The 25857-nt window shown below is 72.8% G+C and carries 23 protein-coding genes and 1 tRNA gene; 11 read left to right on the top strand and 13 right to left on the bottom strand.

Going from position 1 to position 25857, the window contains the following annotated elements; translation table 11 throughout:
- Window positions 1–185: hypothetical protein (locus AB0O09_RS34825; RefSeq protein WP_363548896.1), on the bottom strand; the 185-nt coding region annotated here is incomplete at its 3' end.
- Between the two features lie 352 nt (window positions 186–537).
- On the opposite strand from AB0O09_RS34825, the gene AB0O09_RS34820 reads away from it, so the two are divergent.
- Complete coding sequence (locus AB0O09_RS34820) at window positions 538–1533, top strand: AraC family transcriptional regulator (protein ID WP_363548894.1); 996 nt, start codon at window positions 538–540, stop codon at window positions 1531–1533.
- A gap of 30 nt (window positions 1534–1563) precedes the next feature.
- Here AB0O09_RS34820 and AB0O09_RS34815 read toward each other — a convergent pair whose 3' ends face one another.
- Together AB0O09_RS34815 and AB0O09_RS34810 are read right to left on the bottom strand one after the other, a co-directional pair.
- Window positions 1564–1707 (bottom strand): hypothetical protein, encoded by a 144-nt coding sequence (locus AB0O09_RS34815; protein ID WP_363548892.1) that lies wholly within the window; start codon window positions 1705–1707, stop codon window positions 1564–1566.
- Between the two features lie 180 nt (window positions 1708–1887).
- Window positions 1888–1961 (bottom strand) — tRNA-Gly (locus tag AB0O09_RS34810).
- Window positions 1962–2281: 320 nt separating this feature from the next.
- Here AB0O09_RS34810 and AB0O09_RS34805 point away from each other — a divergent pair.
- Together AB0O09_RS34805 and dcd are read left to right on the top strand one after the other, a co-directional pair.
- Window positions 2282–2503: a hypothetical protein gene (locus AB0O09_RS34805; RefSeq protein WP_344624585.1), complete on the top strand. Its 222-nt coding sequence runs from the start codon at window positions 2282–2284 to the stop codon at window positions 2501–2503.
- 83 nt (window positions 2504–2586) lie between these two features.
- A complete protein-coding gene (gene dcd, locus AB0O09_RS34800; RefSeq protein WP_344624586.1) occupies window positions 2587–3162 on the top strand; it encodes a dCTP deaminase in 576 nt (191 codons plus the stop codon).
- Between the two features lie 137 nt (window positions 3163–3299).
- Here the strand turns inward: dcd and AB0O09_RS34795 are convergent, their stop codons facing one another.
- From AB0O09_RS34795 to AB0O09_RS34770, 6 genes are all read right to left on the bottom strand, one after another.
- Complete coding sequence (locus AB0O09_RS34795; RefSeq protein ID WP_363548890.1) at window positions 3300–3818, bottom strand: hypothetical protein; 519 nt, start codon at window positions 3816–3818, stop codon at window positions 3300–3302.
- A 165-nt stretch (window positions 3819–3983) separates the two neighbouring features.
- Window positions 3984–4874: a metal-dependent hydrolase gene (locus tag AB0O09_RS34790; RefSeq protein WP_363548888.1), complete on the bottom strand. Its 891-nt coding sequence runs from the start codon at window positions 4872–4874 to the stop codon at window positions 3984–3986.
- Window positions 4875–5060: 186 nt separating this feature from the next.
- Window positions 5061–6002 carry a Yip1 family protein gene (locus tag AB0O09_RS34785; protein ID WP_363548886.1) on the bottom strand — a complete coding sequence of 314 codons (942 nt, stop codon included), beginning with the start codon at window positions 6000–6002 and terminating at the stop codon, window positions 5061–5063.
- A gap of 142 nt (window positions 6003–6144) precedes the next feature.
- Entirely contained in the window at window positions 6145–7293 is a 1149-nt protein-coding gene (locus AB0O09_RS34780; protein ID WP_363548884.1) for an NDP-sugar synthase, read from the bottom strand.
- Window positions 7294–7517: 224 nt separating this feature from the next.
- Window positions 7518–8321 (bottom strand): LamG domain-containing protein, encoded by an 804-nt coding sequence (locus tag AB0O09_RS34775; RefSeq protein WP_363548882.1) that lies wholly within the window; start codon window positions 8319–8321, stop codon window positions 7518–7520.
- Between the two features lie 526 nt (window positions 8322–8847).
- The gene (locus tag AB0O09_RS34770) at window positions 8848–11064 is read right to left on the bottom strand and encodes a (Fe-S)-binding protein (RefSeq protein WP_363548880.1); all 2217 of its coding nucleotides are present in this window, start codon (window positions 11062–11064) and stop codon (window positions 8848–8850) included.
- Window positions 11065–11382: 318 nt separating this feature from the next.
- On the opposite strand from AB0O09_RS34770, the gene dnaK reads away from it, so the two are divergent.
- The 5 genes from dnaK (at window position 11383) to AB0O09_RS34745 (ending at window position 16790) form a co-directional block, all read left to right on the top strand.
- Window positions 11383–13221, top strand: coding sequence for a molecular chaperone DnaK (gene dnaK, locus AB0O09_RS34765; RefSeq protein WP_363548878.1), 1839 nt, complete (start codon window positions 11383–11385; stop codon window positions 13219–13221).
- Window positions 13218–13817 (top strand): nucleotide exchange factor GrpE, encoded by a 600-nt coding sequence (grpE, locus tag AB0O09_RS34760; protein ID WP_363548876.1) that lies wholly within the window; start codon window positions 13218–13220, stop codon window positions 13815–13817. Before dnaK ends, grpE begins: the two co-directional genes overlap by 4 nt.
- A 90-nt stretch (window positions 13818–13907) precedes the next feature.
- Entirely contained in the window at window positions 13908–15056 is a 1149-nt protein-coding gene (gene dnaJ, locus AB0O09_RS34755; RefSeq protein ID WP_363548874.1) for a molecular chaperone DnaJ, read from the top strand.
- Between the two features lie 4 nt (window positions 15057–15060).
- A complete protein-coding gene (locus tag AB0O09_RS34750) occupies window positions 15061–15567 on the top strand; it encodes a helix-turn-helix domain-containing protein (RefSeq protein ID WP_363548872.1) in 507 nt (168 codons plus the stop codon).
- Between the two features lie 209 nt (window positions 15568–15776).
- Entirely contained in the window at window positions 15777–16790 is a 1014-nt protein-coding gene (locus tag AB0O09_RS34745; RefSeq protein WP_363548871.1) for a helix-turn-helix domain-containing protein, read from the top strand.
- Window positions 16791–16843: 53 nt separating this feature from the next.
- Here AB0O09_RS34745 and AB0O09_RS34740 read toward each other — a convergent pair whose 3' ends face one another.
- The gene (locus tag AB0O09_RS34740) at window positions 16844–17008 is read right to left on the bottom strand and encodes a hypothetical protein (RefSeq protein ID WP_363548870.1); all 165 of its coding nucleotides are present in this window, start codon (window positions 17006–17008) and stop codon (window positions 16844–16846) included.
- A 373-nt stretch (window positions 17009–17381) separates the two neighbouring features.
- Between AB0O09_RS34740 and AB0O09_RS34735 the strand changes: the two genes are divergently transcribed.
- Window positions 17382–18002 carry a hypothetical protein gene (locus tag AB0O09_RS34735; protein ID WP_344624598.1) on the top strand — a complete coding sequence of 207 codons (621 nt, stop codon included), beginning with the start codon at window positions 17382–17384 and terminating at the stop codon, window positions 18000–18002.
- Window positions 18003–18009: 7 nt separating this feature from the next.
- Here the strand turns inward: AB0O09_RS34735 and AB0O09_RS34730 are convergent, their stop codons facing one another.
- The 3 genes from AB0O09_RS34730 to AB0O09_RS34720 form a co-directional block, all read right to left on the bottom strand.
- A complete protein-coding gene (locus AB0O09_RS34730; RefSeq protein ID WP_363548868.1) occupies window positions 18010–18990 on the bottom strand; it encodes a LuxR family transcriptional regulator in 981 nt (326 codons plus the stop codon).
- A 98-nt stretch (window positions 18991–19088) separates the two neighbouring features.
- Window positions 19089–20063, bottom strand: a complete 975-nt coding sequence (locus tag AB0O09_RS34725) for a LuxR C-terminal-related transcriptional regulator (protein WP_363548866.1) — start codon at window positions 20061–20063, stop codon at window positions 19089–19091.
- Between the two features lie 853 nt (window positions 20064–20916).
- The gene (locus AB0O09_RS34720; RefSeq protein WP_363548864.1) at window positions 20917–22128 is read right to left on the bottom strand and encodes a C4-dicarboxylate ABC transporter; all 1212 of its coding nucleotides are present in this window, start codon (window positions 22126–22128) and stop codon (window positions 20917–20919) included.
- Between the two features lie 70 nt (window positions 22129–22198).
- On the opposite strand from AB0O09_RS34720, the gene AB0O09_RS34715 reads away from it, so the two are divergent.
- Window positions 22199–23113: a LysR family transcriptional regulator gene (locus AB0O09_RS34715; RefSeq protein WP_363548862.1), complete on the top strand. Its 915-nt coding sequence runs from the start codon at window positions 22199–22201 to the stop codon at window positions 23111–23113.
- A gap of 116 nt (window positions 23114–23229) precedes the next feature.
- Window positions 23230–25833 (top strand): ATP-dependent chaperone ClpB, encoded by a 2604-nt coding sequence (clpB, locus tag AB0O09_RS34710; RefSeq protein ID WP_363548860.1) that lies wholly within the window; start codon window positions 23230–23232, stop codon window positions 25831–25833.
- Window positions 25834–25857: the final 24 nt, after the last annotated feature.

Below are 25857 nucleotides of genomic sequence, written 5' to 3'. Positions count from 1 at the left end.
GCGTCGACGGCCTTCTGGAGCGCCGCGTTGTTGTAGCCGAGGGCGGTCTGCACGTCGCCCTTGCCGACGAAGCCGGTGCCGGTGGCGGCGTCGAAGCCGGCCGCCGCCGAGGCGGGGGTGGCGCCCAGGGCGATCGCCGCCACGGAGGTCGCGACACCGCCGATGAGCTTGCTGCGAAGGTGCATGTACGGGATCTTTCGTCGTGTCGTCACTTGTTCGCCATTGCTGGCGCGTGAGGCGTCAGTGCGCCTCTCCTCCGGCTGCTGGTGTTCTGTGATCCTGTGGGGGCGGACGCCCGACCGGGCGGTCGACCGGTTCCGCCTGACGCGTGATCACCGATCGGTGATCGCGATGGAGAGTACGTGGTCGTCGACCGGCCACCGATCGGGAGCGCCCACAGCACGGGCAACGTTTGCGCAGGTCAGAGTGGATCTGTGCGGGGCCGAGGAGGTTTCACATGTCCCGAAGTGATGGGTCGGTGTCCCACGAGGTCACGTGCGGGGCCGGAGCGAGGGGCGCCGGACGGGCGGATTCCTGATGGAGTCCCTGGTCCGCAGCGCGGCGCTGACGGGGTATCCGGAGCTGTGCCGCGCCGTGGGGATCGACCCCGGCGCGCTGCTGCGCGGAGCCGGCCTGGACCTCCCCGGCCTCGCCGACCAGGACACCTGGATCTCCGCCTCCGCGGTGGCGCAGGTCCTGGAGGCGTCGGCGGACGCGTCCGGCCGGGAGGACTTCGGACTGCGGCTGGCCGAACTGCGCCGCCTCTCCGCCCTCGGCCCGGTCAGCCTCCTGGTCCGCGAGGAACCCGACGTCCGCAGCGTGCTCGAACTGCTGATCACCTACGAGCGCATGTACAACGAGGCCCTGCGCGCGAGCCTGGACGAGGCGGGCGACCTGGCGACGCTGCGCATCTCCCTGGACCTGCCGCCGTCCCGGCGGATCCGCCAGGCCGTGGAACTCGTGTTGGCCGCGTACCACCTGATCCTCGACGACTTCCTCGGTGACCGGCTGCGGCCGCGCCAGGTCTGCTTCACCCACCGGGCGCCGGCGGACCTGGAGACCCACCACCGCGTCTTCGCGACGGACCTACGGTTCGGCGCGGGTTTCAACGGCATCGTGCTCGCCCGCAGGGCGCTGCAGGTGCCCAACACCGAGGCGGACCCGGTCCTGCGCAGGTACGCGCGGCAGTACGTCGAATCGCTGGCCAAGGAGACCGGATCCTCCGACGCCGAGCAGGTGCGGAAGGTCATGGAGGTCCTCCTGCCGGCCGGCCGGTGCACCGCGAGCCAGGTGGCGCGCAGCATGGGGATCGACCGCCGCACCCTGCACCGTCGCCTGGAGCAGTCCGGCCGGACCTTCACCTCGCTCCTCAACGCCACCCGGGTCGACCTCGCACCGAGGTTCGTCGCCGACACCCGGCGCCCGCTCGCGGAGATCGCCCCGCTCCTCGGCTTCACCGCCGCAGGGGCGTTCTCCCGCTGGTTCCGCATCCAGTTCGGCGTCAGTCCGAGCCAGTGGCGCAGCGAGCAGTAGCCCTGCCCGGGGAGACGTCGTGACGGAGTCTCATCGGACGCCCGGCCGCGCCCCGGACCGCCGCCCGTTGACGTGGTCCCGCAGTTCGACCACCGTGGTCGCCACGCCGAGGAGCAGGGTCGCCGCCGCCGGCGGCCGCCACCAGGCGTGACCGGCGAAGACCTCGGCGCTCAAGCCGGCGAGGCAGATCACCCTCCACAGCACGTTCCGGCACGCGCGTGTCCGGGCCTTCATCCCCACCCCTCCCGGTGGCCGTCGGCCGGACCGTACCGCGCGGGCCAGGACCGGGTGCACGGCCCCCGGAGAGCCCCGGACACAGCAGAAACCCCAGGTCAGCGACCTGGGGTTTCCGGTTGGAGCGGGCGACGAGAATCGAACTCGCGCTCTAAGCTTGGGAAGCTCATGTTCTACCATTAAACTACGCCCGCTTCTGACGGCCCGTCATGGGTCGCCCGATCAAGCACCACTGTACCCCATCCGCGGAGCGGCACGGGGCATGGCGTGAACGCGCCGCCGGCCCGGTGCGAGGGGGTCTCCGAGGGGCGTACTGTGTGGGCCGTTCCGGCCGCGCGGGGCGGCGAGCCGCCGCGGGTGATGTCCGGAACATCCCCTAATGTGACGCTGGCGTCCGCGGCGCAGTCCTTCGCCCGGGCCCGCCGCACGGACCGGCCGGGCAGGGCGGGCAGGGCGGGCCGCGCCGGGGGCGCGAGGCGGACGGGGACCACGGGGAAGTATGGGAAGGGGATCGATGGAGCAGCGCACCGTCGTTCGTTGTGCCGAGGGGCACCTGTTCAGCACGGCCACGTTCCCGATGCAGAATCTCGGCACCGCCCGGCTCGGCCCGGGCAGACTCATCCGCTGTCCGCAGTGCGGACGCCTGCGGAGTTCGGTGCCGGCCGACGTGAGCGAGCTGTCCGGGGCGCAACTGGCACGCGCGATGCGGCTGGAGGCCGTGGAGTTCCTCGCCTGACGGTGTTCGGGCACGGCCGCGGGGCCCCGGACGACAGGTACCTGATTCGTCCGGGGCCCCGCGTTGCCTTTAACCTCGACTGCGTGCTGCTCTCTGACAAGGACATCCGGACCGAAATCGACAAGGGCCGGGTCGTGATCGACCCGTTCGACCCCAAGATGGTCCAGCCCTCCAGCATCGACGTCCGGCTGGACCGCTTCTTCCGGGTGTTCGAGAACCACCGCTACCCGCACATCGATCCCTCCGAGGAGCAGCCGGACCTGACCCGGCTGGTCGAGCCGGAGGGCGACGAGGCGTTCATCCTGCACCCGGGCGAGTTCGTGCTGGCCTCGACGTTCGAGGTGATCACGCTGCCGGACGACGTCGCCTCGCGGCTGGAGGGCAAGTCCAGCCTGGGCCGCCTCGGCCTGCTGACGCACTCCACGGCCGGCTTCATCGACCCCGGTTTCAGCGGCCACGTCACGCTGGAGCTGTCGAACGTCGCCACCCTGCCGATCAAGCTGTACCCGGGGATGAAGATCGGCCAGCTGTGCCTGTTCCGGCTGTCCTCGCCGGCCGAGCACCCCTACGGCTCGGAGCGGTACGGCTCGCGCTACCAGGGCCAGCGCGGCCCGACGCCGTCCCGCTCGTACCTGAACTTCCACCGCACCGAGGTCTGACCCGCCCGGGTCCGGCACCGCCCTCCTCCGCCCCTGCCGGGGCCGCGGAGGAGGGCCCGGGGAGCGCAACGGCAGTGGGCCGCCGATCACCGATCGGCGGCCCACTGCCGCGTCCGCGGAGACCGCGGGAGGCGCGGTTACTTCTTCTCTGCCAGGCAGAGCACGAACTTGTCGCTGAGCAGCTGCTGGGCCAGGCCCGCGGTGGAGCCCTCGACGTTGCTGCAGGCGTTCGGGTCGAAGGAGTTGTCGACGACCGAGATCACCTTGTAGTTGGCGTCGGCGCTGCCGCAGTCGACGGTGTCGACCTTGGGGTCGTTGTCGCTGCCGGTGACCTTGACGCACTCGCCGGCCTTGGCGTGCACGGGCTTGTCGGCGGCGGCGTAGCCGATGCCGAAGCTGATGCCGAGCTTGACCGCGACGATCAGCACCAGGGTGCCGACACCGATGAGGATCTTCTTGATCGGGCTCTTCTTCGGAGCGAGCACCGCCGCCTGGGCGGCCTGGGCGTACCCGTCGGGCACCTGGCCCGGGGCGGGCTGGCCGTAGGCGGGCGCCGGCTGGCCCGGGGCGGGCTGGCCGTAGCCCTGGGCGGGACCGAAGCCGCCCTGCGCGGACGGGTCGGTGGGGAGGCCCTGGGGCGGCTGCGGGGTCGTCATGGTGTTCCTCGGCTGGGGACGGGTGCTGAATGCACGCGAACGCTACCGAGAGCGACCCCGCCCCGCGCCGAACAATTCGAACAATTGCCGCATAGGCGCACGCTGCGTTATGGATCTGCAACGGAGCACCGCCCCGGGCCGGGAACCTCCGCGGGCCGCCGCGAGTTATGCGCGCTTCGGCCGGGTGACGGCGACCAGCTCGCTGCCGTCCTCGGAGAGGGTCAGCTCGGTGCGCAGCTCGGCGAGCTCGCCGAGGTGGTGCAGGTGGGTGCCGCCGCAGAAGATCCGGGCCGGACCCTGCGGGAGCTCGCAGTGCCACTGCCGGCGGGCGGTCAGCTCCGGCCCCGGCACGTCGATGCCGATCGGTGCGTCGGCGGCGACCCAGGCGGCGAGCTGGACGTTGACGGCCTCGGTGAGGGCGGGGATCGCGTCCGCGAGCGCCGGGAAGTCCTCGCCGGCCTCGGTGGTGAAGCCCTTCTTCCGCAGCGACTTGCCGAGCCGGTAGGTGTCGGTGCTGGCCTCGGTGTCCATCACGGAGGTGGCCATCGCGAGGCTGTCGAAGTCGGGGTTGCCGAAGGCGTCGCTGCGGCCCGGGTCCTTGCGCCAGCGCGGCGCGAGGGCGGCGTTGAGGGCGAGCGCGAGCAGGTGGCAGCCGCTGTGCGAGGCGGAGAGCAGCGCCCGGCGCCCGGCGTCGACGGCGAGTTCGGCGGTCGCCCCGATCGCGTCGGCGGGCTCCTGCTCGACCACGTGCAGCACCAGCCAGGACCACTCCTCGTCGCCCCGGCGGACGGGGATGTCCGCGCCGACCAGCAGCTCGCCGCCGTCCGGGCCGACCGCGCCGGTCAGGCAGTCCACCACCGGGTGCGCCACGCCGCCGACGGTGAGCGTGCCGAGGTCGGCGGGCTGGTCGGGCCAGGTGTGGTCGAGCGGGTGGAACGGCGTCGCCTCGGTGACGACGGCGTACCGGCCGCCGTCCAGCGGGTGCACGGCCAGCACCGGCGAGGTGCCGGTCACCGCACCGGACGGGAAGCTGACGTGGGTGGTGGCGAGGGTCATGAGGGTGCTCCGGGTACTGCGTGGGGCAGACGGACAGACTGTCCACCCTATCGTCGCGGCCCGGTGCGCCCGCCCGTCCCGGCGGCGGGCGTCCGGCGGCGGGAAGCGCCGGCGGCGTCGGGCGGCGGACCGGACACGGCGACGGCCGGCACCCCGGTGCGGGGGCCGGCCGTCCGGGAGCGCGGGTCAGCTCAGCGTCGGCAGCTTGATGAGGACGAGCAGCGCGAGCAGCTGCAGGGCGGCCGCGCCGGCGGCCTTGCCCCAGGGCAGGTCGTGCACCCGGCGGACCATGGTGGTCAGCAGCACGGCGCAGATCAGCCAGGTGATCCAGCCGACCACCTGGACGACCAGGTTGTCGGTGGGCAGGAACAGGGCGAGCAGCAGCCGCGGGGTGTCGCTCGTCCAGCCGATCAGCACGGCCAGGCCGACGGTGGACTGCCACGGGCCGTCACCGCCCAGCTGGCGGGCCAGCGCGTAGGTGACCGCGCCGAGCATGGCGCCGGCCACCGCGAAGCCGATCGCGGCGGCGATCAGCGCCCAGGCCGCGACCGAGAAGGTGGAGTTGACGATGTCGTCGTGGGTGGCGCCCATGCCGAGCACGGCGAGCACGCCGTAGACCAGCGAGACGGTGAGGGCGGGCAGCCAGGCCTGGTGGTCCCGCATCCGGTCGAAGGTGCGGGCGGGCTCGCGGTAGATCCCGACCAGCAGTTCCTTCCAGGTCGGACGCGGCCCGGCGACCCGGGGCGCCACCTGGCCGCCGGCCCGGTAGACCGCGACGTTGTCCTGGGCGCCGTACTGCTCGCCGCCCTGGCCGTAGCCGCCGCCGTCCTGGCCGTAGCCGCCCTGGCCGTACGCGTCCTGCCCGTAGGGGCCCGCGGCGTAGCCGTCCTGCCCGTACGGGTCCTGGCCGACCGGGAAGGCCCGGGTGTGGCCCTGCCGGTCGTCGGGGTACCCGTCGCCGAAGCCCTCGGCGGGACCGCCGGGATGGCCCGGGACGGGCTCGGTGAAGTACTCGGGCTCCCCCGTGGGCCCGCCGCCCGGCTGCTGCCGCGGCGCCGGGCCGGCGGGCGCGGACCATCCCTGCCGGGGGTCGGCGCCGTGCCCGTTGTCGTATCGATTGCCAGCCACGCCTCGACGGTACCTGCTCGGGCTGACCGGCCGTCGGTTGATCAACGGCCGGGCACCGGATTGCAGCCGTCCTGTGACGAGCGGGGCGGGGAGGCCGCCCGGCCTCCCCGCCCCCGCCCGGATCGGGCCGGGTCCCGTCGGGTCAGCGCTGGGCGCCGATGGTCGGGCCGTGCACGGCGGCCGCGGCGGTCTCGCCGGCCGGGCAGCCGCCGGGGCCCGCGGTGGTGCGGACGGCACCGACCGGCAGCAGGGTGCCGCAGGCGATCCGCAGCCCGCTGGGCAGCTCGTTGTCGGACTCGACGGTCGCGCCGTCGCCGATCACGGTGCCGTCCAGCGAGGTGCGGGCGCCGATGACGGCGTACGCGCCGACGATGGAGTCCTTCACGTAGGCGTCGGCACCGATCACCGCGCCGGGCAGGATCACGCTGCCCTCGACGATCGCGCCGGCCTCGATCTCGGCGCCCTCGGAGACGACGGTGCCGTTGCTGAGCACCGCGCCCGGGTCGACCTGGGCGCCGGGCAGCAGCAGGGCCTCACCGGTCGGGCCGGGCACCGCCGGGGAGTCGACCTTGCCGAGCACCAGGTCGGCGGAGCCGCGGACGAACGCGGCGGGGGTGCCGAGGTCCAGCCAGTACGAGGTGTCGACCACGCCGCGCAGCAGCGCGCCGGTGGCCAGCAGCTCGGGGAAGGTCTCGCGCTCGACGGAGACCTCGCGGCCCGCCGGGATGCGGTCGATCACCGAGCGGGTGAAGACGTAGCAGCCCGCGTTGATCTGGTCGGTGACGATCTGCTCGGGGGTCTCGGGCTTCTCGAGGAACTCCAGCACCCGGCCGTTCTCGTCGGTGGGCACCAGGCCGAAGGCGCGCGGGTCCTCCACCCGGGTGAGGTGCAGGGTGACGTCGGCGCCGGCGGCCACGTGGCCGTCGCGCAGCGCGGCGATGTCGAGGCCGGAGAGGATGTCGCCGTTGAACACCAGGACGGGCTCGTCGGGGCCGCAGGTCAGGCCGGCCGCGGCGTTGCGGATGGCACCGCCGGTGCCCAGCGGCTCCTTCTCGGTGAGGTAGACCAGCTCGATGCCGTACGGGCTGCCGTCCTGGAAGTGGTCCTCGAAGACCTCGGCGAGGTAGGAGGTGGCGAGCACCACCCGGGTCACCCCGGCCGCGGCCGCCCGTGCCAGCTGGTGGGCGATGAACGGCACGCCCGCGACGGGCAGCATCGGCTTGGGGGTGTGGGTGGTCAACGGGCGCAGCCGGGTGCCCTTGCCACCGACCAGCATGATCGCCTCGGTCATGGTCTGAGCTTCTCCCCTATGTCCGGTACGGGCCCGGCCGTGGTCCTGCCCCGGCCGGTGTCGATCGGTTCGACGCGTGGCTGGTACGGCTCCTCGGGCCTTCCACCAGCGGACCCGCGCACCGCGTGTCCAGCGCCTACTGTATTTCCTCCCGAGGCGGCCCCTGCCGCACGGTCCGCGGTTGTGTCTTCCCGACAAACGGGGCCCGCCGGATCGGGCGCGGGTCAGGGCAGCAGCCACCCGGCGGCGGGCTGGGTGCCGGCGGTCCTTCCGCCGCTCCTCCAGAGCTGGGTGACGCGCTCCGCGGGCAGCGCCTGGCTCCAGACCTGCACGTTCGTGAGGGCACCGTCCCACGGGTCGGTCCAGGTGTTCTTCCAGCGGGTGCGGCCGATCTGCAGCGGACCGCCGGCCTGCCAGATCCCCGACACGGAGGTGGTCTGTGCGGGCGCGCCGTTGACGTACAGCCGGATCTGCCTGCTGCCGGCGTCGTACACGCCGGTGAGCATCACCCACTGGCCGGTGGTGGCCCGACCGGTGGAGAACGCCTGGCGGCTGGTGCCGTCGTCGCCGCCGGCCGCGGTCTGCACCTTGAACACCCATTGGTCGTGGCTGCCCCAGTAGTCGCGGCCCAGGTAGAAGGAGTAGTAGCTGCCGCTGCCCTGGGTCACCACGGCGCGCGCGCCGGTGGCCGCGTCGTTCCGCACCACCGCGGAGACGGTGAAGCTCTTCGAGGTGTCGACGACGGCGGCGGAGGTCTGCGCCCAGCCGTCGGCGCTGCCGTGCAGCAGCAGCGCGGGGCCGGTGTGGCCGGGGGCGGTGCCGAGGGCTGCGCCCGGGGCGAGGGCCGCGGGGCGGGCGCCGCGGACGTCGTCGAGGCGGGTGGGTGCCGGCGCGGGGGCGGTGGACCCGGCCGCGGAGGGGCCGGCCGACGCGGAGGCGGAGGATGCGGCCGGCGCGGAGGCGGACGACGGGGCGGAGGGCGCCGCCGAGGCGCTCGGGACGGCGCTGGGAGGGCCGTCGACGGCCACGGTGACGGGGGGGTGGGTTCCGCGGTCCGCGGCCCGTCGGGGCCGTCCTGGCGCAGCAGGAGGGCGGTGGCGACCACGCCCGCCACGGCCAGCACGCCGGCCACCGCGCCACCGGTCATCAGCAGCCTGCGGCGGCGCTGCCGCCGTTCGTTGGACTCGGCGAGCGCGGCCCAGTCGGGTGTCGGGCTGCCGGGCGGCGCGATGCCCACCGGGGGCAGGTACGCGGGCCTCACTTCCCCCGCCGGTCCCGCCCACTCCGGTCCCGCTCCTGCCGGTCCCGCCCCTGCCGGTCCGGTGCCGTCCGGGCCACTCCCGGGTATGCCGCCGCCGATGTGCGCTGTGCCCCCGCCGTCGCTCATGGGCGCTCATGTTAGGGCTTGTCTGACGATTCCCGCCGCATCGGGCGCGCCGTCGGGTGCGGGGCGGGAATCGTCAGACAGGCCCTGGGACACCCGCCGGGGCCGGACGCGCCCCGGCCCCGTGCGCCGCGGGGGCGTACGGGGCCGGGACGGGGTGCCGGGACGGGTCAGGCCTGGACGGTCTCCGGCTCGGGCTCGACCGGCTGGGCCTTGACGGAGTCGAGCAGCAGCTGGGCCACGTCGACGACCTTCAGGTGCTCCTTGGCAGCGCCCTCGTTCTTCTTGCCGTTGACCGAGTCGGAGAGCATGACGAGGCAGAACGGGCAGGCGGTGGAGACGATGTCCGGGTTGAGGGACAGCGCCTCGTCGACGCGCTCGGTGTTGATGCGCTTGCCGATCCGCTCCTCCATCCACATCCGCGCGCCGCCGGCGCCGCAGCAGAAGCCGCGCTCCTTGTGGCGGTGCATCTCCTGCTGGCGCAGGCCCGGGACCTTGTCCATGATCTCGCGCGGCGGGCTGTAGACCTTGTTGTGGCGGCCCAGGTAGCACGGGTCGTGGTAGGTGATCAGGCCCTCGACGGGGTTGACCGGGATCAGCTTGCCCTCGTCGATGAGGTGCTGCAGCAGCTGGGTGTGGTGGATGACCTCGAAGTGCCCGCCGAGCTGCGGGTACTCGTTGGCGATGGTGTTGAAGCAGTGCGGGCAGGTGGCCACGATCCGCTTGACCGGGGCGTCCTCCAGCGCGGCGTTCAGCGTCTCGACGTTCTGCGCGCCGAGCATCTGGAAGAGGAACTCGTTGCCGAGGCGGCGGGCGGAGTCACCGGTGCAGGACTCCTCCTTGCCGAGGATCGCGAACTTCACGCCCGCGGTGTGCAACAGCTCGGCGAAGGCCTTGGTGGTCTTCTTGGCGCGGTCCTCCAGGGCGCCGGCGCAGCCGACCCAGTAGAGGTACTCGACCTCGGCGGGCTCGATGTCCTGACCGATCACCGGCACCTCGATGCCGGTCTCCTTCTTGAGCTCCTTGACCCAGTCGAGGCGCGCCTTGGTGGCCATGCCCCACGGGTTGCCCTTGTTCTCCAGGTTCTTGAGCATCGTCCCGGCCTCGGTCGGGAAGGAGCTCTCGATCATGACCTGGTAGCGGCGCATGTCGACGATGTGGTCGATGTGCTCGATGTCGACGGGGCACTGCTCGACGCAGGCGCCGCAGGTGGTGCAGGACCACAGCACGTCCGGGTCGATGACACCGCCCTCCTCGGCGGTGCCGATCAGCGGACGCTCGGCCTCGGCGAGGGCCTCGGCGCTCACGCCGGCGAGCTGCTCGGCGGTGGCCTTCTCGTCGCCCTCCACGGACTTGCCGCCGCCGGCGAGCAGGTAGGGGGCCTTGGCGAAGGCGTGCTCGCGCAGGCTCATGATGAGCAGCTTCGGCGAGAGCGGCTTGCCGGTGTTCCAGGCGGGGCACTGCGACTGGCAGCGACCGCACTCGGTGCAGGTGGAGAAGTCGAGGATGCCCTTCCAGGAGAAGTGCTCGACCTGGGAGACGCCGAAGACGGCGTCGTCGGCCGGGTCCTCGAAGTCGATCGGCTGGCCGCCGCTGGTCATCGGGCGCAGGGCGCCGAGCGCGGTGCCGCCGTCCTCCTCGCGCTTGAAGTAGATGTTGAAGAAGGCGAGGAAGCGGTGCCAGGCCACGCCCATCGACGGGTTGATGCCGATGGTGATCGCCCACGCGAAGGAGATGCAGATCTTCAGCATCGCGAAGACGTAGATCAGGTTGACCAGCGTGCCGTGGGCGACGCCGTCGAAGGCGGCGACGATCGGGTACGAGACCAGGTACGTCGGGTCGTAGGAGTCGACGCCCTCCAGGGCGCCCTCCAGACCGCGCAACATCATGATGCAGATGCCGATGCCGAGGATCGTGTACTCGACGTAGAAGGCCTGCCAGGCGATGGAGCCGGCGAAGCGGGACTTGCGGCCGGAGCGGGACGGCAGGCTGAGCAGCCGGATCACGATCAGGGTCGCGATGCCCAGGGTGGTGAGCGTGCCGATCAGCTCGACGAAGATGTTCCAGGGCAGCCAGTGACCGATGACCGGCAGCGCGAACTCGGCGTCGAAGAGCTGGCCGAAGGCGTTCACCAGGGTGAGCACCAGGGAGAAGAAGCCGACGGCCACGAACCAGTGGGCGACGCCGACGACGCCCCACTGGTTCATCCTGGTGTGGCCGATGAACTCGGTGGCGACGGTCTTCACCCGCTTGGCGGGCTGTCCGAAGCGGGTGGTGTCGACCTGTCCGGTCCGGACGACCTTGTAGATGTACGCGGCCGCCCGGGCGGCGAGCGCAGTGCCGATCACAGTGGTGACCAGCGAGATGACGATCGCTGCTAGCTGCATCGGCTCTCCGTCTCCAGCGGCTGGTGTCTAGGGGTCGCCCCAGTGTACTGGTCGGTAACTTAGCAACCCAACGCCCGGACCCTACCGCTCCGTAGCACTCGTTCAGAAGACGCTCAAGGTATGGCGGCAGTCACTAAGGACATACTCACCCATCCGGACGCCCCGGACGGCGACCGGCACCCGGCCCGCGCCCGACCGCCGCCTTCCGCCACCCGCGCAGCAAAGTTGAGCGACACGGACTCATGGCTGTTGACGGTCCCCGAACCGTCAGGCATGCTTGAGCCCGTAACGCTCAACTCTCCCGTGGAGGTATCTACGATGGCACGCGCGGTCGGCATCGACCTCGGTACGACGAACTCCGTCGTCAGCGTTCTTGAGGGCGGTGAGCCCACGGTCATCACCAACGCCGAGGGCGCTCGGACCACGCCGTCCGTCGTCGCCTTCGCCAAGAACGGCGAGGTCCTGGTCGGTGAGGTCGCCAAGCGCCAGGCGGTCACCAACGTGGACCGGACGATCCGGTCGGTCAAGCGCCACATGGGCACCGACTGGAAGATCAACCTGGACGGCAAGGACTTCAACCCCCAGCAGATCTCCGCCTTCATCCTGCAGAAGCTGAAGCGCGACGCGGAGTCGTACCTGGGCGAGACGGTGACCGACGCCGTCATCACCGTCCCGGCGTACTTCAACGACTCCGAGCGCCAGGCCACCAAGGAGGCCGGCGAGATCGCGGGCCTCAACGTCCTGCGCATCGTCAACGAGCCGACCGCCGCCGCCCTGGCGTACGGCCTCGACAAGGACGACCAGACCATCCTGGTGTTCGACCTCGGCGGTGGCACCTTCGACGTCTCCCTGCTGGAGATCGGCGACGGCGTCGTCGAGGTGAAGGCCACCAACGGCGACAACCACCTCGGTGGTGACGACTGGGACCAGCGCGTCGTCGACCACCTGGTGAAGACCTTCCAGGCCGGCCACGGCGTCGACCTGTCCAAGGACAAGATGGCCGTCCAGCGCCTCCGCGAGGCGGCCGAGAAGGCCAAGATCGAGCTGTCCTCCTCCTCGGAGACCTCGATCAACCTGCCCTACATCACGGCCTCCGCCGAGGGCCCGCTGCACCTGGACGAGAAGCTCACCCGGGCCCAGTTCCAGCAGCTGACCGCGGACCTGCTCGAGCGCTGCAAGCACCCGTTCCACAACGTCATCAAGGACGCCGGCATCGCGCTGTCCGAGATCGACCACGTGGTCCTGGTCGGCGGCTCGACCCGCATGCCCGCCGTCGCCGAGCTCGTCCGCGAGCTGACCGGCGGCAAGGACGCCAACAAGGGCGTCAACCCGGACGAGGTCGTCGCCATCGGCGCGTCCCTCCAGGCCGGTGTCCTCAAGGGCGAGGTCAAGGACGTCCTGCTGCTCGACGTCACCCCGCTGTCCCTCGGCATCGAGACCAAGGGCGGCATCATGACCAAGCTGATCGAGCGCAACACCACGATCCCGACCAAGCGCTCGGAGATCTTCACCACGGCCGAGGACAACCAGCCGTCCGTGCAGATCCAGGTCTACCAGGGCGAGCGCGAGATCGCGGCGTACAACAAGAAGCTCGGCATGTTCGAGCTGACCGGCCTGCCGCCGGCGCCGCGCGGCCTGCCGCAGATCGAGGTCACCTTCGACATCGACGCCAACGGCATCATGCACGTGGCCGCGAAGGACCTCGGCACCGGCAAGGAGCAGAAGATGACCGTCACCGGCGGCTCCTCGCTGCCGAAGGACGAGGTCGACCGCATGCGCCGCGAGGCCGAGCAGTACGCGGACGAGGACCACAAGCGCCGTGAGGCCGTGGAGACCCGCAACCAGGGCGAGCAGCTCGTCTACTCGACCGAGAAGTTCATCGCCGACAACGCCGACAAGCTGCCCGCCGACGTCAAGACCGAGGTCGAGACCGCCATCGGCGAGCTCAAGGAGGCGCTGAAGGGCGAGGACATCGCGGCGATCCGCGAGGCCACCGAGAAGGTCTCCACCACCGCCCAGAAGCTCGGCGCCGCGCTCTACGCGCAGGCCGACGCCGCCGGTGCGGCCGGTGCCGGCGAGTCCGCCGGCGCCAAGGAGGACGACGTGGTCGACGCCGAGATCATCGACGACGAGAAGCCCAAGGGCGGTGCCGCATGACGGAGAAGGCGCAGGGCGGCGAGCCCGGCGACGACTCCGCCGCGGAGGAGGCCGTCCTCAAGGCCGCCGAGGAGGCCGTCGCGGCCGCCGACGAGCTCGCCGCCGCCAAGCGCGAGGCGGGCGAGCGCACCGCGGACCTGCAGCGCCTGCAGGCCGAGTACCAGAACTACCGCAAGCGGGTCGAGCGCGACCGGCTGACGGTCCGTGAGATCGCCGTCTCCAACATCCTGGAGTCGCTGATCCCCGTCCTGGACGACATCGGCCGGGCCCGCGAGCACGGCGAGGTGACGGGCGGCTTCAAGTCGGTCGCCGAGTCGCTGGAGACCGTGGTCGCCAAGCTGGGCCTGCAGCAGTTCGGCAAGGAGGGCGAGTCCTTCGACCCGACGCTGCACGAGGCGCTGATGCACAGCTACTCCTCGGACGTCACCGAGGACACCTGCGTGCAGATCCTCCAGCCGGGCTACCGGATCGGCGAGCGGATCATCCGCCCGGCGATGGTCGCGGTCGCGGAGCCCCAGCCGGGCACCCAGACCACCTCCGCCCCGGACGCCGACAAGCCGGAGTCCGCCAAGGGTGACGGTGCGGCGGACAGCTGACAATCTGTGCGCTGCGGAGTCGTACGCCGACCTCGTCGGGGTGCGACTCCGCAGCGCCGTTCAGACACGTTTCGGGAGGTGGCGGCAGCCATGAGCACCAAGGACTACGTGGAGAAGGACTACTACAAGGTCCTCGGCGTGCCCAAGGACGCCACCGCAGCCGAGATCAAGAAGACGTACCGCAAGCTGGCCCGCGAGTTCCACCCGGACGCCAACAAGGGTGACGCCAAGGCCGAGGAGCGGTTCAAGGACATCTCCGAGGCGTACGACGTCCTGTCGGACGAGAAGCGCCGCAAGGAGTACGACGAGGCCCGCAGCCTGTTCGGCAACGGGGGCTTCCGTCCCGGCGGCGCCGGCGGCAACTACAACTTCGACTTCGGCGACCTGTTCTCCGGCTCCGGGGGCGGCGGCGGGGGCGGCGGCATCGGCGACGTCTTCGGCGGCCTGTTCAACCGCGGCGGCCGGCAGGCCCAGCCGCGGCGCGGCGCCGACGTCGAGACCGAGGTGACGCTCTCGTTCACCGAGGCGGTGGACGGCGCGACCGTCCCGCTGCGGATGACCAGTCAGGCCCCGTGCCGCGCCTGCGCCGGCACCGGCGCGAAGACCGGCACCACCCCGCGGGTCTGCCCGACCTGCGTCGGTGCGGGCACCGTCAGCCGCGGCCAGGGCGCCTTCGCCCTCTCCGACCCGTGCCGCGACTGCAAGGGCCGCGGCATGATCGTCGACGACCCCTGCACGGTGTGCCACGGCAGCGGCCGCGCCTCCTCGGCCCGGACGATGCAGGTGCGCATCCCGGCCGGGGTGCAGGACGGCCAGCGGATCCGTCTCAAGGGCAAGGGCGCCCAGGGCGAACGCGGTGGCCAGCCGGGCGACCTCTACGTCAGCGTGCACGTGGACGCCCACCCGGTGTTCGGCCGCAAGGCCGACAACCTCACGGTGACCGTGCCGGTCACCTTCCCCGAAGCGGCCCTCGGCGGGACGATCGAGGTCCCGACCCTCAACGGGCCCGCGGTGAAGCTCAAGCTGCCGGCCGGCAGCGCCAACGGCCTCACCCTCCGGGCCCGGGGCAAGGGCGCCACCCGCAAGGACGGCACCCGCGGCGACCTGCTGGTCACCGTCGAGGTCGTCGTCCCCAAGCACGTCACCGGAGACGCGCTGAGCGCACTGGAGCAGTACCGCGAGGCCACCGCCTCGGACGACCCGCGTGCCGCCCTCTTCCAGGCGGCGGAGGGAGCGTGACCAGATGACGACCCCCGACAGTCCGATCGGCCCGGGCCTCGGCGAGGGCCTTCCCGGCTCGGCGCCGCGCCGCCCCCGCGGCACCCCGGCACCGCAGTACGTGCTGACCGAGGACACCCCGGTGTACGTGATCTCGGTGGCCGCGGAGCTCTCCGGCCTGCACCCGCAGACCCTGCGCCAGTACGACCGGATCGGCCTGGTCTCCCCGGACCGCACGGCCGGCCGGGGCCGGCGCTACTCGGCCCGGGACATCCAGCAGCTGCGGGAGGTCCAGCGCCTCTCCCAGGACGAGGGCATCAACCTGGCCGGCATCAAGCGGATCATCGAGCTGGAGAACCAGGTCGCCGCGCTCCAGGCCCGCGTGGCGGAGCTCGCCGACGCCCTCGACGGGGCCGCCACCGCCATCCAGCAGCGCGAGGCGGCGGTGCACGCCTCCTACCGCCGCGACCTGGTGCCGTACCAGCAGGTCCAGCAGTCCAGTGCGCTGGTGGTCTGGCGTCCCAAGCGCTGACCGGACCCGAGGGGTCTCCCAGGCCGCCGGTTCCCTCCTCCCGGGGGGTGCCGGCGGCCTGCTGTCGGATGAGACAGTGCGGTACTCCACCGTGCACGGGCGGCGGGAATGTCCGGCGCGGGGGCTCCCCGCAGCTCCGGGGCGCCTATGATCCCCGGAGAAGCGGTACCGGCCGCGCCGCACCGGTTTGACCGATGGCAAGGAGCCTGATGAGTGAGACCGACGAACCGGGCCTCACCCCACGCGGGCTGGGCGTCCTGTCGAGCGAGGCCCGCCAGCTCTACCGCAACGTCCTGAAGTCGCACGGCCGGGTCTCCCCCGACCTGGAGGCCCCGGAGGGCGGCAAGGCCCTGGACGAGCTGCTCGACATCGGACTGCTCGTACCGGACACCGACGACCCGGCGGTGCTGGTGGCCGTCGACCCCGAGCAGCTGTCGGCCCGGCTGACCAGCCTGTGGCAGCGCAAGGCGCTCGACCTGCTGCAGCGGGCGGTGGCCCTGCCGGCCGACCTCCAGGACCTCGCCGAGGACTTCCGCACCCCGCGCAAGGCGGGCGGGATCATCGAATACGTCCACGGCAAAGTGCTGATAAACCAGCGGCTGGGCCAGCTCGTCAGCGGGTGCTCCGAGGAGATGCTGGCGGCCCAGCCGGGCGGCCCCCGCCCGCCGGAGGCGCTGGCCGGAGTCATCGCCCGGGATCTGGAAACTCTGCGCCGCGGCGCGACCATTCGGACGATCTACCACCCGAGCACCCGGTATCACGCGCCCACCCGCGACTATGTCGCCTCGATAACCGCGGCCGGCGGGCGGGTCCGAACGCTGGACGAGCCCTACACCAGATTGATCGTGATCGATCGGCGCACCGCGGTGATCCCGGTGGTCGACGATCTCAACTTGGCCGCGTTCATTCACGATCAGGCCGTCATCAGCTACCTGATCGAGGAGGTCTTCGAGCGGAACTGGAGTCGGGCCCTGGATTTTGACGGCTCACCGACAGTTCCGCCCCAGGTGGTTTCCCGGCTGCGGCAGACGATCATCGATCTGATGCTCAAGGGAATCAATCACCGCGTCATCGCCCGGCGCCTGGGCATCAGCGAGCGCACGCTCGCCCGCCACATCGCGGAGATGCGCGAGGACTACCAGGTGGAGTCGCTCTTCCAGCTCGGCTGGGTGCTCGCCCGCTCGGCGAAGGAGTCACCGGCCGACCAGGCCGACTTCGGCTGACGGTCGGACCCCGGGCGCCCCGTCCCGCCCGGGAGCAGTACCCTCGCCGCCCATCAGGTCCAGGCGGAGTCGTCCAGCAGCAACAGCGAGCCCGTCCTGGCCTGCACGGTCTCCGCCGCGGCCGCCTGGTCGGCGTGCACGCTGCGGAGTGTCCAGGCGCTGTCGGCCGCAGCCGGATTACTACCCGTCAATATCGCCGCACCCATGACAACTGGCACGACGGCAAGCCGAACAAACCGGCGCATACGAGACATTGCGACCGATCCCTCCTCTGGGAATGCCTACCGAGTGAATAGAGAAGTCTCGAACATTGGCCCAAATCATGCCGCAAGAGCACGCTCGGTGTCACGATCGGCGCATTCCCGCGGGTGCGTCATCTCGCTGCCAGGCAGCCATATGACACCACGTGCCGGTGGACTTGTCGGTCACGAACGTTGGACGATCAGCACGGTCACACCACATCCGCGGCGCCCGAGCAGCCACGACGGCACCGCCCCGACCACACCACAGCGGAACTCGCCTCGGGGCGAGCCCGGACGCCAATCGCTCGCCGGACGCCAGACCAGCCAGCGGCCAATCCCCGGAGTCGACATGAGTGAGCCCTACCTGCGCCATCGCACCGCCCAGGCCTCCGAGGGCCGGCGCGCACGGGTCTTCCTGGCCGCACCGCTGATGCGGCTCACCGGCCCGGCCGACAGCGTGGTGACCCTGGCCAGCCGCACCCGGCTGACCACCCTGCGGACGACCCTGCTGCGCAGCGGCGCGGCCGTGTACAGCGCCCACCACAGCGACGCCTGGACGATCGCCGGCCGCGCCCCCGAGCCCCGGGTGCCCTCCGACTTCCGGGCGCTGCAGACCGCCGACCTGGTCTTCGCGTACGTCGGCGCGCCGCTGTCGGCCGGTGTCAGCCTGGAGCTGGGCTGGGCCTCGGCGCTGCGCAAGCCGATCGTGCTGCTGGTGGACGAGGCGATCACGCACAACCCGCTGATCGCCACCATCGAGCAGGTCGCGCCGGTGCTGCCGCTGGTGTTCGACGACGGCTGGTCGCAGGACGCCCTGCAGCACACCGTGGAGACGGCGCTGGACTGGGCCGGCATGGCGCTCTCGCTGCGCGAGGGCTTCTGGACGGCCCCCGGCGAGCAGTTCCCGGTGCCGCGGCAGTCCAAGGGCGACTCGTTCGGCTACTGGTCCCCGGGGATCGCCACCGGCTGACGCGGCGTCACTCCGGCCGCTCCTCGGGCGCGTCGGCGCGCATCTGCCAGCCGAGCTGGAAGAGCGTCTCGGCGCCGTACAGCTCGCGCAGCCGGGCGATGTGCGCGGCCACGGTGCGCTCGCCGAGCCCGAGCCGGCTCGCGACCGTCCGCTGGGTCAGCCCCTGCGCCAGCAGCCGGCCGACCTGCTCGTGCACCGGGATGCCCTTGCCGTCCTGCGGGGCGGTGCGCCACTGCACCCGCTCCGCGCGCTCCCAGTCGCGCTCGAAGACGCCGACCAGGTAGCCGACCACCGCCGGGTCCTCGACGAAGGCCGCGCTGCTGTTGTCGGCCGCGGCGGGGAGCACCGCGATCCGGCGGTCGAAGACCAGCATCCGGGTGAAGGGCTCGGCGAGGATGCGGAACCGGGCACCGAGCTCGGTCAGTTCGGCCGCGTAGTCGGCCGTCGCCTCGTCCAGCCGCGCGCCCGGGTGGTAGACGGTGCGCAGCGTGGCCCCGCGGGCCAGGAAGGCCCGGGCGCGGTCCAGGCCCGCCGCCAGGTGCCCGGCCGGGCGGGCACCGCCGGGCTGGAGCGCCAGCCCCTCCTCGCGGGCGTCCGCCTCCAGCTGCAGGAGGCGGTGCCGGATCTGGCCGAAGCCGTGGACGTGCTGGACCTCGCCGGTGCGGTCGACCCGGGGCGGGGTGGCGTCGTAGGCCTGGGCCAGGTCCTCCAGCGCGCCGGGCATCTGCTCCGCCCGGATCAGCATCCGGGTGCCGGCCGACCGCAGGCCGGCGCTGAGCCGGTCGCTGACCGTCCTGGGGTTCACCGCGGTGAGCGAGGCGTCCTCGGCGTGGTGCACCAGGAATCCCAGCTCGACCAGCCGGAGCACCGCCTCCGGGTTCTCCGCGAGGGCGTCGCGGAACATCACCCGGCCGCCCTGGGCCAGGACCGCCCGGTAGAGGGCCCGCTCCTCCTCGTTCGGGAGCGCTCCCGTGCCGTCGTCAGCCATGCCGCTCTCCCCGCTGTGACCGTCCCATGGAGATAGAGCGCTCGCGAGCGGAAAACGTCACAGGACATGTCATCCGCGGCGGTGCCGTGCGCGTCCGGTCAGTCACGGCGGCTCCCCCGCATCAGCCAGCCGAGCTGGAAGAGGGTCTGGGCGCCGTACTTCTCGCGCAGCCGGGAGATGTGTCCGGCGACGGTGCGCTCGCTGAGCCCGAGCCGGGTGGCGACGGCCCGCTGGGTGAGCCCCTGGGCGAGCAGCCGGCCGACCCGGTTGGCGGCGGAGGCGGCGACGGCGGGGGTGTCGACCTCGGCCCACTGGACGACGTCGGCCCGGGCCCAGTCCCGTTCGAAGGTCTTGACCAGGAAGGCGACGGCCGCCGGGTCGGAGATGAAGGCGGCGCGGCTGTAGTCGTCGGCGGCGGGGACGACGGCGACCGCGCGGTCGATGATCAGCATCCGCTCGAAGGCCTCGTCGAGGACGCGCAGTCCGGCGCCCTGCTCGGTGAGCTCGGCGGCGTAGCCGAGCGTCCACGGCTCGGCGAGGACCTGCGGCTGGTAGAGGGTGCGCATCCGGGCGCCGCGCTGCACCAGGGCGAGGTCCTGGGGCCGGGCGAGGGTGATGGTGGCCGGCTGCCGGGGGCCGGGCTGGGCGGTGAGCATCTCCTGCTTGCAGTCGGAGACGAGTTCGGCGATCCGGTGGCGGATCCGCTCGCGGCCGTCGACGTAGGTGGCGCGCTGCGGGTCGTCCGCCTGCCGGGGGAGCGAGTCGTACGCCCGGGTGAGCGGGTCGAGGTCGGCGGGGAGGCGTTCGGCCCGCCAGAGCAGGTCCGCGGCGGCGGAGCGCATCTCCGAGCCGATCCGCTCGCCCACGGCGCGCGGGCTGACCGCCACGTAGGCGCCGTCGATCGGATTGGGCACCAGCAGGCCGACCCGGACGAGCTGGTCGACCGCGGCGCGGTCCTGCTCGGGGACGGTGGACAGCGGAATCCGCCCGCCACGGGCGAGCACGGCGAGGTAGAGCCCGCGTCCCGCCTCGTCGGGCAGGCCGGAGCCCCGGTCCGCCGGTTCCGCAGCCACCTGGAAGTCTCCCTGCCGAACTTTCCCCTCAGTGTCGGATCATGATCTCAACAAGTTCGGATCGGGAGGGATTCGGTACCCCTTTTCGACGCGTCCCCCGGCCGGCGCGCACGGAGCGCGCGGGCCGGGGGACCCGTCATGTCACGCCGTTGCCGAAGGCGCTTCCGGCGAGGCGGAGCAGCAACGCCTCGCCGAGTCCGGTTCCGGGGGCCATCACCACACATGGCGTCCCGGCCGGCGCTCTTCCCCCCGCGGCAGCGGCGCTGACGCACCACCACCCACACTGAAGAGCAAGTCACCGTCCCTCGGGCTGCGGTTGCCCGGACGGCTGGCGTGGTTCCACCCTCACAGCGTGACGGCCGAGTCACAAGTGGCCACCGCCTGCAGGTTTCCGCAAGTGCATGAACTTGCAGTCTCCGGTCCGCACGGCGGAACGGAAATCTCCGGTCCGGTCGACATCCGGGTGTCCACCCGGGGTGCGGTGCCCACCAAACGTCCATTCGGCGTCCCTGAGCCCTCCACACGGCCGATCCCCCCCTGCGGGGGAATTCGTGCGGCAGCGTGCCGCCGGGCGCCGGATCGTACCCGCGAACGGGCCCGCGGCGCTGCCGGGGCGGCTCCGACCTGGGCGGCGGCCGCCGGATGGCACCGCGTGCCACCGGCTTCCGGGCGCCTCTCCGAATGCCGGGGAGAGGCCGCCACGGGATTCGTGCACCGAGCATCTCCGGGAGGATTACCGCCGTCCGCTCCGGCCGCCCCGGAACACCGCCGCGGGATAACCGCAATTCGCGGACCGATGTGTTCCGCGCCACGCCGCCGAAGTGCGCCGCGGCCGGCCGGACCGACCCGGCGTTCAGGGATTCCGCACGGGCTCCGGGGCGCCGGCCGCCGCCGGACGGGGCGCCGCACCCGCCCGGAGGGTCGCCGGGAGCGCGGCCGCCGTGCGCACCGCCGCCACCGCCCAGGCGGCGAGCAGCAGGGCGTACAGGGCCGCGGACAGCCCGGCGAAGCCGCCGAAACCGGTGTGCCGGGCCAGTGCCGCCGCCCCGGTCACCAGGGTGCCCACCGGGAAGGTGAAGGCCCACCAGGTCATCGCGAAGGGCATCCCGGACCGCAGGGCCCGCACGTTCGCGGCCACCGCCGGGACGAGCCACAGCAGGGCGAAGCCGAGCACCGCCACCCCGTACAGCACCGACAGGGCCCGGCCCGGCCCGGCGAGCGCCGGGGCCGCCGTGCGCGCGGCGTCGGCCAGCCCGCCCGCCGCGGTGGTCGACTGGCCGAGCGGGCCGAGCACCAGGAAGAGCGACGGGGTGAGCACCGGGGCGAGCCGCCCGTGCACCAGACCGGCGAACACCACCGGCAGCACCAGCGCCACACCGAACAGGCCGGCGCCGAACAGGCCGCAGCCGGTGTACAGCAGCACGGGCCGCCAGGGCTCCGGCAGGTGCGGGACGAGCGCCGAGCCCGCGGAGGCGGCGACCAGCGGGGCGACCGCGGGCAGCAGCCAGGTCGGGTTGGCCTCGCGGGCCGGGATCCGGTGCCGGGTGATCATCAGGTACGGGACGCCCGCGGCGACGGCGACCGCGTACAGGGCGCCGGCGCACCAGAGCACCAGGTCGGCGGTGACCGCGGCGCGGGTGCCGAGGACGGGGGCGCCCGCCACCAGGGTGGCGTGCCCCACGGCGAGCAGCGCCATCGGCGGGCAGCCCTGGAAGACGGCGGTGGCCGGCTCGTCCAGCAGCTGCGCGCGGACGGCGCCGGGGTGCCGGACCAGCTGCACCGCCCGGGCCGCCGCCACGGCCGCCAGCGCGGCCACCGCCACCAGCCAGACGGCCGCCGCGAAGCCCGTCCGCCCGGGCGGGCCCACCGGGACGGCGGTCGCGCCGGTGGCGACGATCGCGGTGCCCATCACCACCGCGTACCAGTTCGGACCGAGCCGGCCGAGGCCGGGCCGCGCGGGAGCGCCCGTCCGGTCGGTGTTCCGGTGGCCGGCGGGCGGCGCGGGGGCGGCCGGCGGCGCTGCCGGGGCGGGGGCGGGGTGCGGTGCGGCGGTGAGGGTGGGCATGGCAGCAGCCTCCGCCGCGGGCGGTCCGGCCGGTAGCCGTCCACGATCTATGAGGACATAACCTGGCTCTATGCCTCTCTCGTCGCGGGTCCCCGACATCGGCGCCCTGGAGCTGCTGCTGGCGGTCGCCCGGCTGGGCAGCGTCGGACGGGCCGCCGCCGAACTCGGGGTGAGCCAGCCCGCGGCGAGCGCCCGGATCCGCGGGATGGAACGGCAGATCGGCGTCGCCCTGCTGGAGCGCTCGCCGCGCGGCTCGCGGCCCACCGAGGCCGGGCTGCTGGTGGTCGAGTGGGCCCGCAACGTGGTCGAGGCGGCCCAGGCCCTGGACGCCGGGATCGACGCGCTGCGCGGCCGCCGGGACGCCCGGCTGGTAGTGGTGGCGAGCCTGACCGTGGCCGAGTACCTGATGCCCGGGTGGCTGCTGGCGCTGAACGAGGTCAGCCCGGACACCGCGGTGACGCTGCGGACGGCGAACTCGGCCGACGTGGCGGCGCACGTCCTGGCGGGCGACGCCGACCTCGGCTTCGTGGAGGGCTCGGGCACCCCGCCCGGGCTGGCCGGCGCGGTGGTGGCCGCCGACCGGCTGGTCGTGGTGGTGGCGCCGGGGCACCCCTGGGCCCGTCGCCGCGGACCGGTCACCGCCGCCGAGCTGGCGGCCACCCCGCTGGTGCTGAGGGAGCCCGGCTCGGGCACCCGCGAGGTCCTGGACCAGGCGCTCGCCCCGCACGGCGGGACGGCGCCGCCCCGCCTGGAGCTGGCCTCCTCGACCGCCCTGAAGGCGGCCGCGATGACCGGCGCCGGCCCGGTCTGCCTCTCCGAACTGGCCGTGGTCGAGGAGCTGGCGACCCGGCGCCTGGTGGCCGTCCCGGTGGAGGGGCTCGACCTGCACCGGCCGCTGCGGGCGGTCTGGCCGGTCGGACGCCGGCCCGCCGGCCCCGCCCGGTTGCTGCTGGGCCTGACAAGGGAGCCCGTCCGGCGGGGATGAACAACGGGTGACGGGACCGGTACCCACTGGACCGGAAAGGTTGAGCGGAATAGACTCAACTTACTGGATGCTGTACGAGGCAGACTCGATGCCCGAACGGAAGGAGCACGCCACCAGTGGATGCCGGCAAGTTCACCAGCAAGACGCAGGACGCCCTGTCCGCCGCGATCCGGCAGGCCAGCGCCGCAGGACACCCGGACGTCAAGCCGGTGCACGTCCTGCTGGCGCTGCTGGAGCAGCCGGAGGGCATCGCCCGCCCGCTGCTGGAGGCCGTCGGAGCGGACCCGGCGAAGGTCGCCGCCGCCGCCCGCCAGCAGCTCGCCGCCCTGCCCAGCGCACAGGGCTCCACCGTCGCCGCGCCGCAGCTGGCCCGCGACACCCTCGCCGTCCTCCAGGAGGCGGGCAAGCGCGCCACCGACCTGGACGACCAGTACCTGTCCACCGAGCACCTGATGGTCGGCCTCGCCGCCGAGGGCGGCACCGTCGCCGAACTGCTGAAGCAGAACGGCGCCACCCCCAAGGCCCTGCTGGCGGCGTTCAAGGACGTCCGCGGCAGTGCCCGGGTCACCTCGGCCGACCCGGAGGGCACCTACAAGGCGCTGGAGAAGTACGGCACCGACCTCACCAAGGCCGCCCGCGACGGCAAGCTCGACCCGGTCATCGGCCGGGACACCGAGATCCGCCGGGTCGTCCAGGTGCTGTCCCGCCGCACCAAGAACAACCCGGTGCTGATCGGCGAGCCCGGTGTCGGCAAGACCGCCGTCGTCGAGGGCCTCGCCCAGCGGATCGTCGCCGGCGACGTGCCCGAGTCGCTGCGCGGCAAGCGGCTGGTCGCGCTCGACCTCTCGGCGATGGTGGCCGGCGCGAAGTTCCGCGGCGAGTTCGAGGAGCGCCTGAAGGCCGTCCTGAGCGACATCAAGGACAGCGACGGCCAGGTCATCACCTTCATCGACGAGCTGCACACCATGGTCGGCGCGGGCGCCGGCGGCGACTCCGCGATGGACGCCGGCAACATGCTCAAGCCGATGCTCGCCCGCGGCGAGCTGCGGATGGTCGGCGCGACCACGCTCGACGAGTACCGCGAGCGGATCGAGAAGGACCCGGCGCTGGAGCGCCGCTTCCAGCAGGTCATGGTCGGCGAGCCCTCGGTCGAGGACACCATCGCCATCCTGCGCGGCCTCAAGGGCCGCTACGAGGCCCACCACAAGGTGGAGATCTCGGACGCGGCGCTGGTCGCCGCGGCCACCCTCTCGAACCGCTACATCACCGCCCGCTTCCTGCCGGACAAGGCCATCGACCTGGTCGACGAGGCCGCCTCCCGGCTGCGTATGGAGATCGACTCCTCGCCCGTCGAGATCGACGAGCTCCAGCGCTCCGTCGACCGGCTGCGGATGGAGGAGCTGGCGCTGGAGAAGGAGTCCGACCCGGCCTCGGTGGACCGCCTGGCCCGGCTGCGCCGCGACCTCGCCGACAAGCAGGAGCACCTGAGCGTGCTCACCGCCCGGTGGGAGCAGGAGAAGAAGTCCCTCAACCGGGTCGGCGAGCTCAAGGAGCGCCTAGACGACCTCCGCGGCGCCCTCGAACGGGCCCAGCGCGACGGCGACTTCGAGCGCGCCTCCAAGCTGATGTACGCCGAGATCCCGGCCGCCGAGCGCGAGCTCGCCGAGGCGCAGGACCGCGCCGCGGACGAGCCGAACGCCACCATGGTCAAGGAGCAGGTCGGCCCGGACGACGTCGCCGACGTGGTCGCGTCCTGGACGGGCATCCCGGCCGGCCGCCTGATGGAGGGCGAGAGCGCCAAGCTGCTGCGGATGGAGGAGGAGATCGGCCGCCGCCTGATCGGCCAGGCCGAGGCCGTCGCCGCGGTCTCGGACGCGGTGCGCCGCACCCGCTCCGGCATCGCCGACCCGGACCGCCCGACCGGTTCCTTCCTCTTCCTGGGCCCCACCGGCGTCGGCAAGACCGAACTCGCCAAGGCGCTCGCCGACTTCCTCTTCGACGACGAGCGGGCGATGGTCCGCATCGACATGAGCGAGTACGGCGAGAAGCACTCGGTCGCCCGGCTGGTCGGCGCCCCGCCCGGGTACGTCGGCTACGAGGAGGGCGGCCAGCTCACCGAGGCCGTCCGGCGCCGCCCGTACAGCGTGGTGCTGCTGGACGAGGTGGAGAAGGCCCACCCCGAGGTCTTCGACGTCCTGCTGCAGGTGCTGGACGACGGCCGGCTCACCGACGGCCAGGGCCGCACGGTCGACTTCCGGAACGCGATCCTGATCCTGACCTCGAACCTGGGCAGCCAGTTCCTGGTCGACCCGGCCACGCCGGAGGAGCGCAAGAAGGAGCTCGTCCTGGAGACGGTCCGCACCGCCTTCAAGCCGGAGTTCCTCAACCGCCTCGACGACATCGTGGTCTTCGAGCCGCTGGGCACCGACGAGCTCAGCCGGATCGTCGACCTGCAGGTGTCCCGGCTCGCCGACCGGCTGCGCGACCGCCGGCTCAGCCTGGAGGTCACCCCGGCCGCCCGGGACTGGCTGGCCCTCACCGGCTACGACCCGGCCTACGGCGCCCGGCCGCTGCGCCGCCTGGTGCAGTCGGCGATCGGCGACCGGCTGGCGAAGGAGATCCTCTCCGGCCGGGTGCACGACGGCGACACCGTGCTGGTCGACCGGGACGAGGAGCCCGACCGGCTCTCGGTCGGGCCGAAGCCCTCGCTGGTCAAGTGATCCGCCGCCGGCCGGGGCCCGCCC

The organism is Kitasatospora sp. NPDC093679 (genome assembly GCF_040683455.1).
Classification (GTDB): Bacteria; Actinomycetota; Actinomycetes; order Streptomycetales; family Streptomycetaceae; genus Kitasatospora; species Kitasatospora arboriphila.
Note: the sequence above shows the minus strand (reverse complement) of the source record. Positions and strands in the feature narration are given on the sequence as shown.

Bases quoted from the DNA above. Each gene is read 5' to 3' on its own strand.
- AB0O09_RS34770 (WP_363548880.1), bottom strand. From the start codon at position 11,064: ATGCAGCTAGCAGCGATCGTCATCTCGCTGGTCACCACTGTGATCGGC.
- AB0O09_RS34715 (WP_363548862.1), top strand. From the start codon at position 22,199: ATGCCTCTCTCGTCGCGGGTCCCCGACATCGGCGCCCTGGAGCTGCTG.
- AB0O09_RS34790 (WP_363548888.1), bottom strand. From the start codon at position 4,874: ATGACCCTCGCCACCACCCACGTCAGCTTCCCGTCCGGTGCGGTGACC.
- AB0O09_RS34780 (WP_363548884.1), bottom strand. From the start codon at position 7,293: ATGACCGAGGCGATCATGCTGGTCGGTGGCAAGGGCACCCGGCTGCGC.
- AB0O09_RS34750 (WP_363548872.1), top strand. From the start codon at position 15,061: ATGACGACCCCCGACAGTCCGATCGGCCCGGGCCTCGGCGAGGGCCTT.
- grpE (WP_363548876.1), top strand. From the start codon at position 13,218: ATGACGGAGAAGGCGCAGGGCGGCGAGCCCGGCGACGACTCCGCCGCG.
- AB0O09_RS34730 (WP_363548868.1), bottom strand. From the start codon at position 18,990: ATGGCTGACGACGGCACGGGAGCGCTCCCGAACGAGGAGGAGCGGGCC.
- dnaK (WP_363548878.1), top strand. From the start codon at position 11,383: ATGGCACGCGCGGTCGGCATCGACCTCGGTACGACGAACTCCGTCGTC.
- AB0O09_RS34720 (WP_363548864.1), bottom strand. From the start codon at position 22,128: ATGCCCACCCTCACCGCCGCACCGCACCCCGCCCCCGCCCCGGCAGCG.
- AB0O09_RS34795 (WP_363548890.1), bottom strand. From the start codon at position 3,818: ATGACGACCCCGCAGCCGCCCCAGGGCCTCCCCACCGACCCGTCCGCG.
- AB0O09_RS34745 (WP_363548871.1), top strand. From the start codon at position 15,777: ATGAGTGAGACCGACGAACCGGGCCTCACCCCACGCGGGCTGGGCGTC.
- AB0O09_RS34820 (WP_363548894.1), top strand. From the start codon at position 538: ATGGAGTCCCTGGTCCGCAGCGCGGCGCTGACGGGGTATCCGGAGCTG.
- AB0O09_RS34805 (WP_344624585.1), top strand. From the start codon at position 2,282: ATGGAGCAGCGCACCGTCGTTCGTTGTGCCGAGGGGCACCTGTTCAGC.
- AB0O09_RS34735 (WP_344624598.1), top strand. From the start codon at position 17,382: ATGAGTGAGCCCTACCTGCGCCATCGCACCGCCCAGGCCTCCGAGGGC.
- dnaJ (WP_363548874.1), top strand. From the start codon at position 13,908: ATGAGCACCAAGGACTACGTGGAGAAGGACTACTACAAGGTCCTCGGC.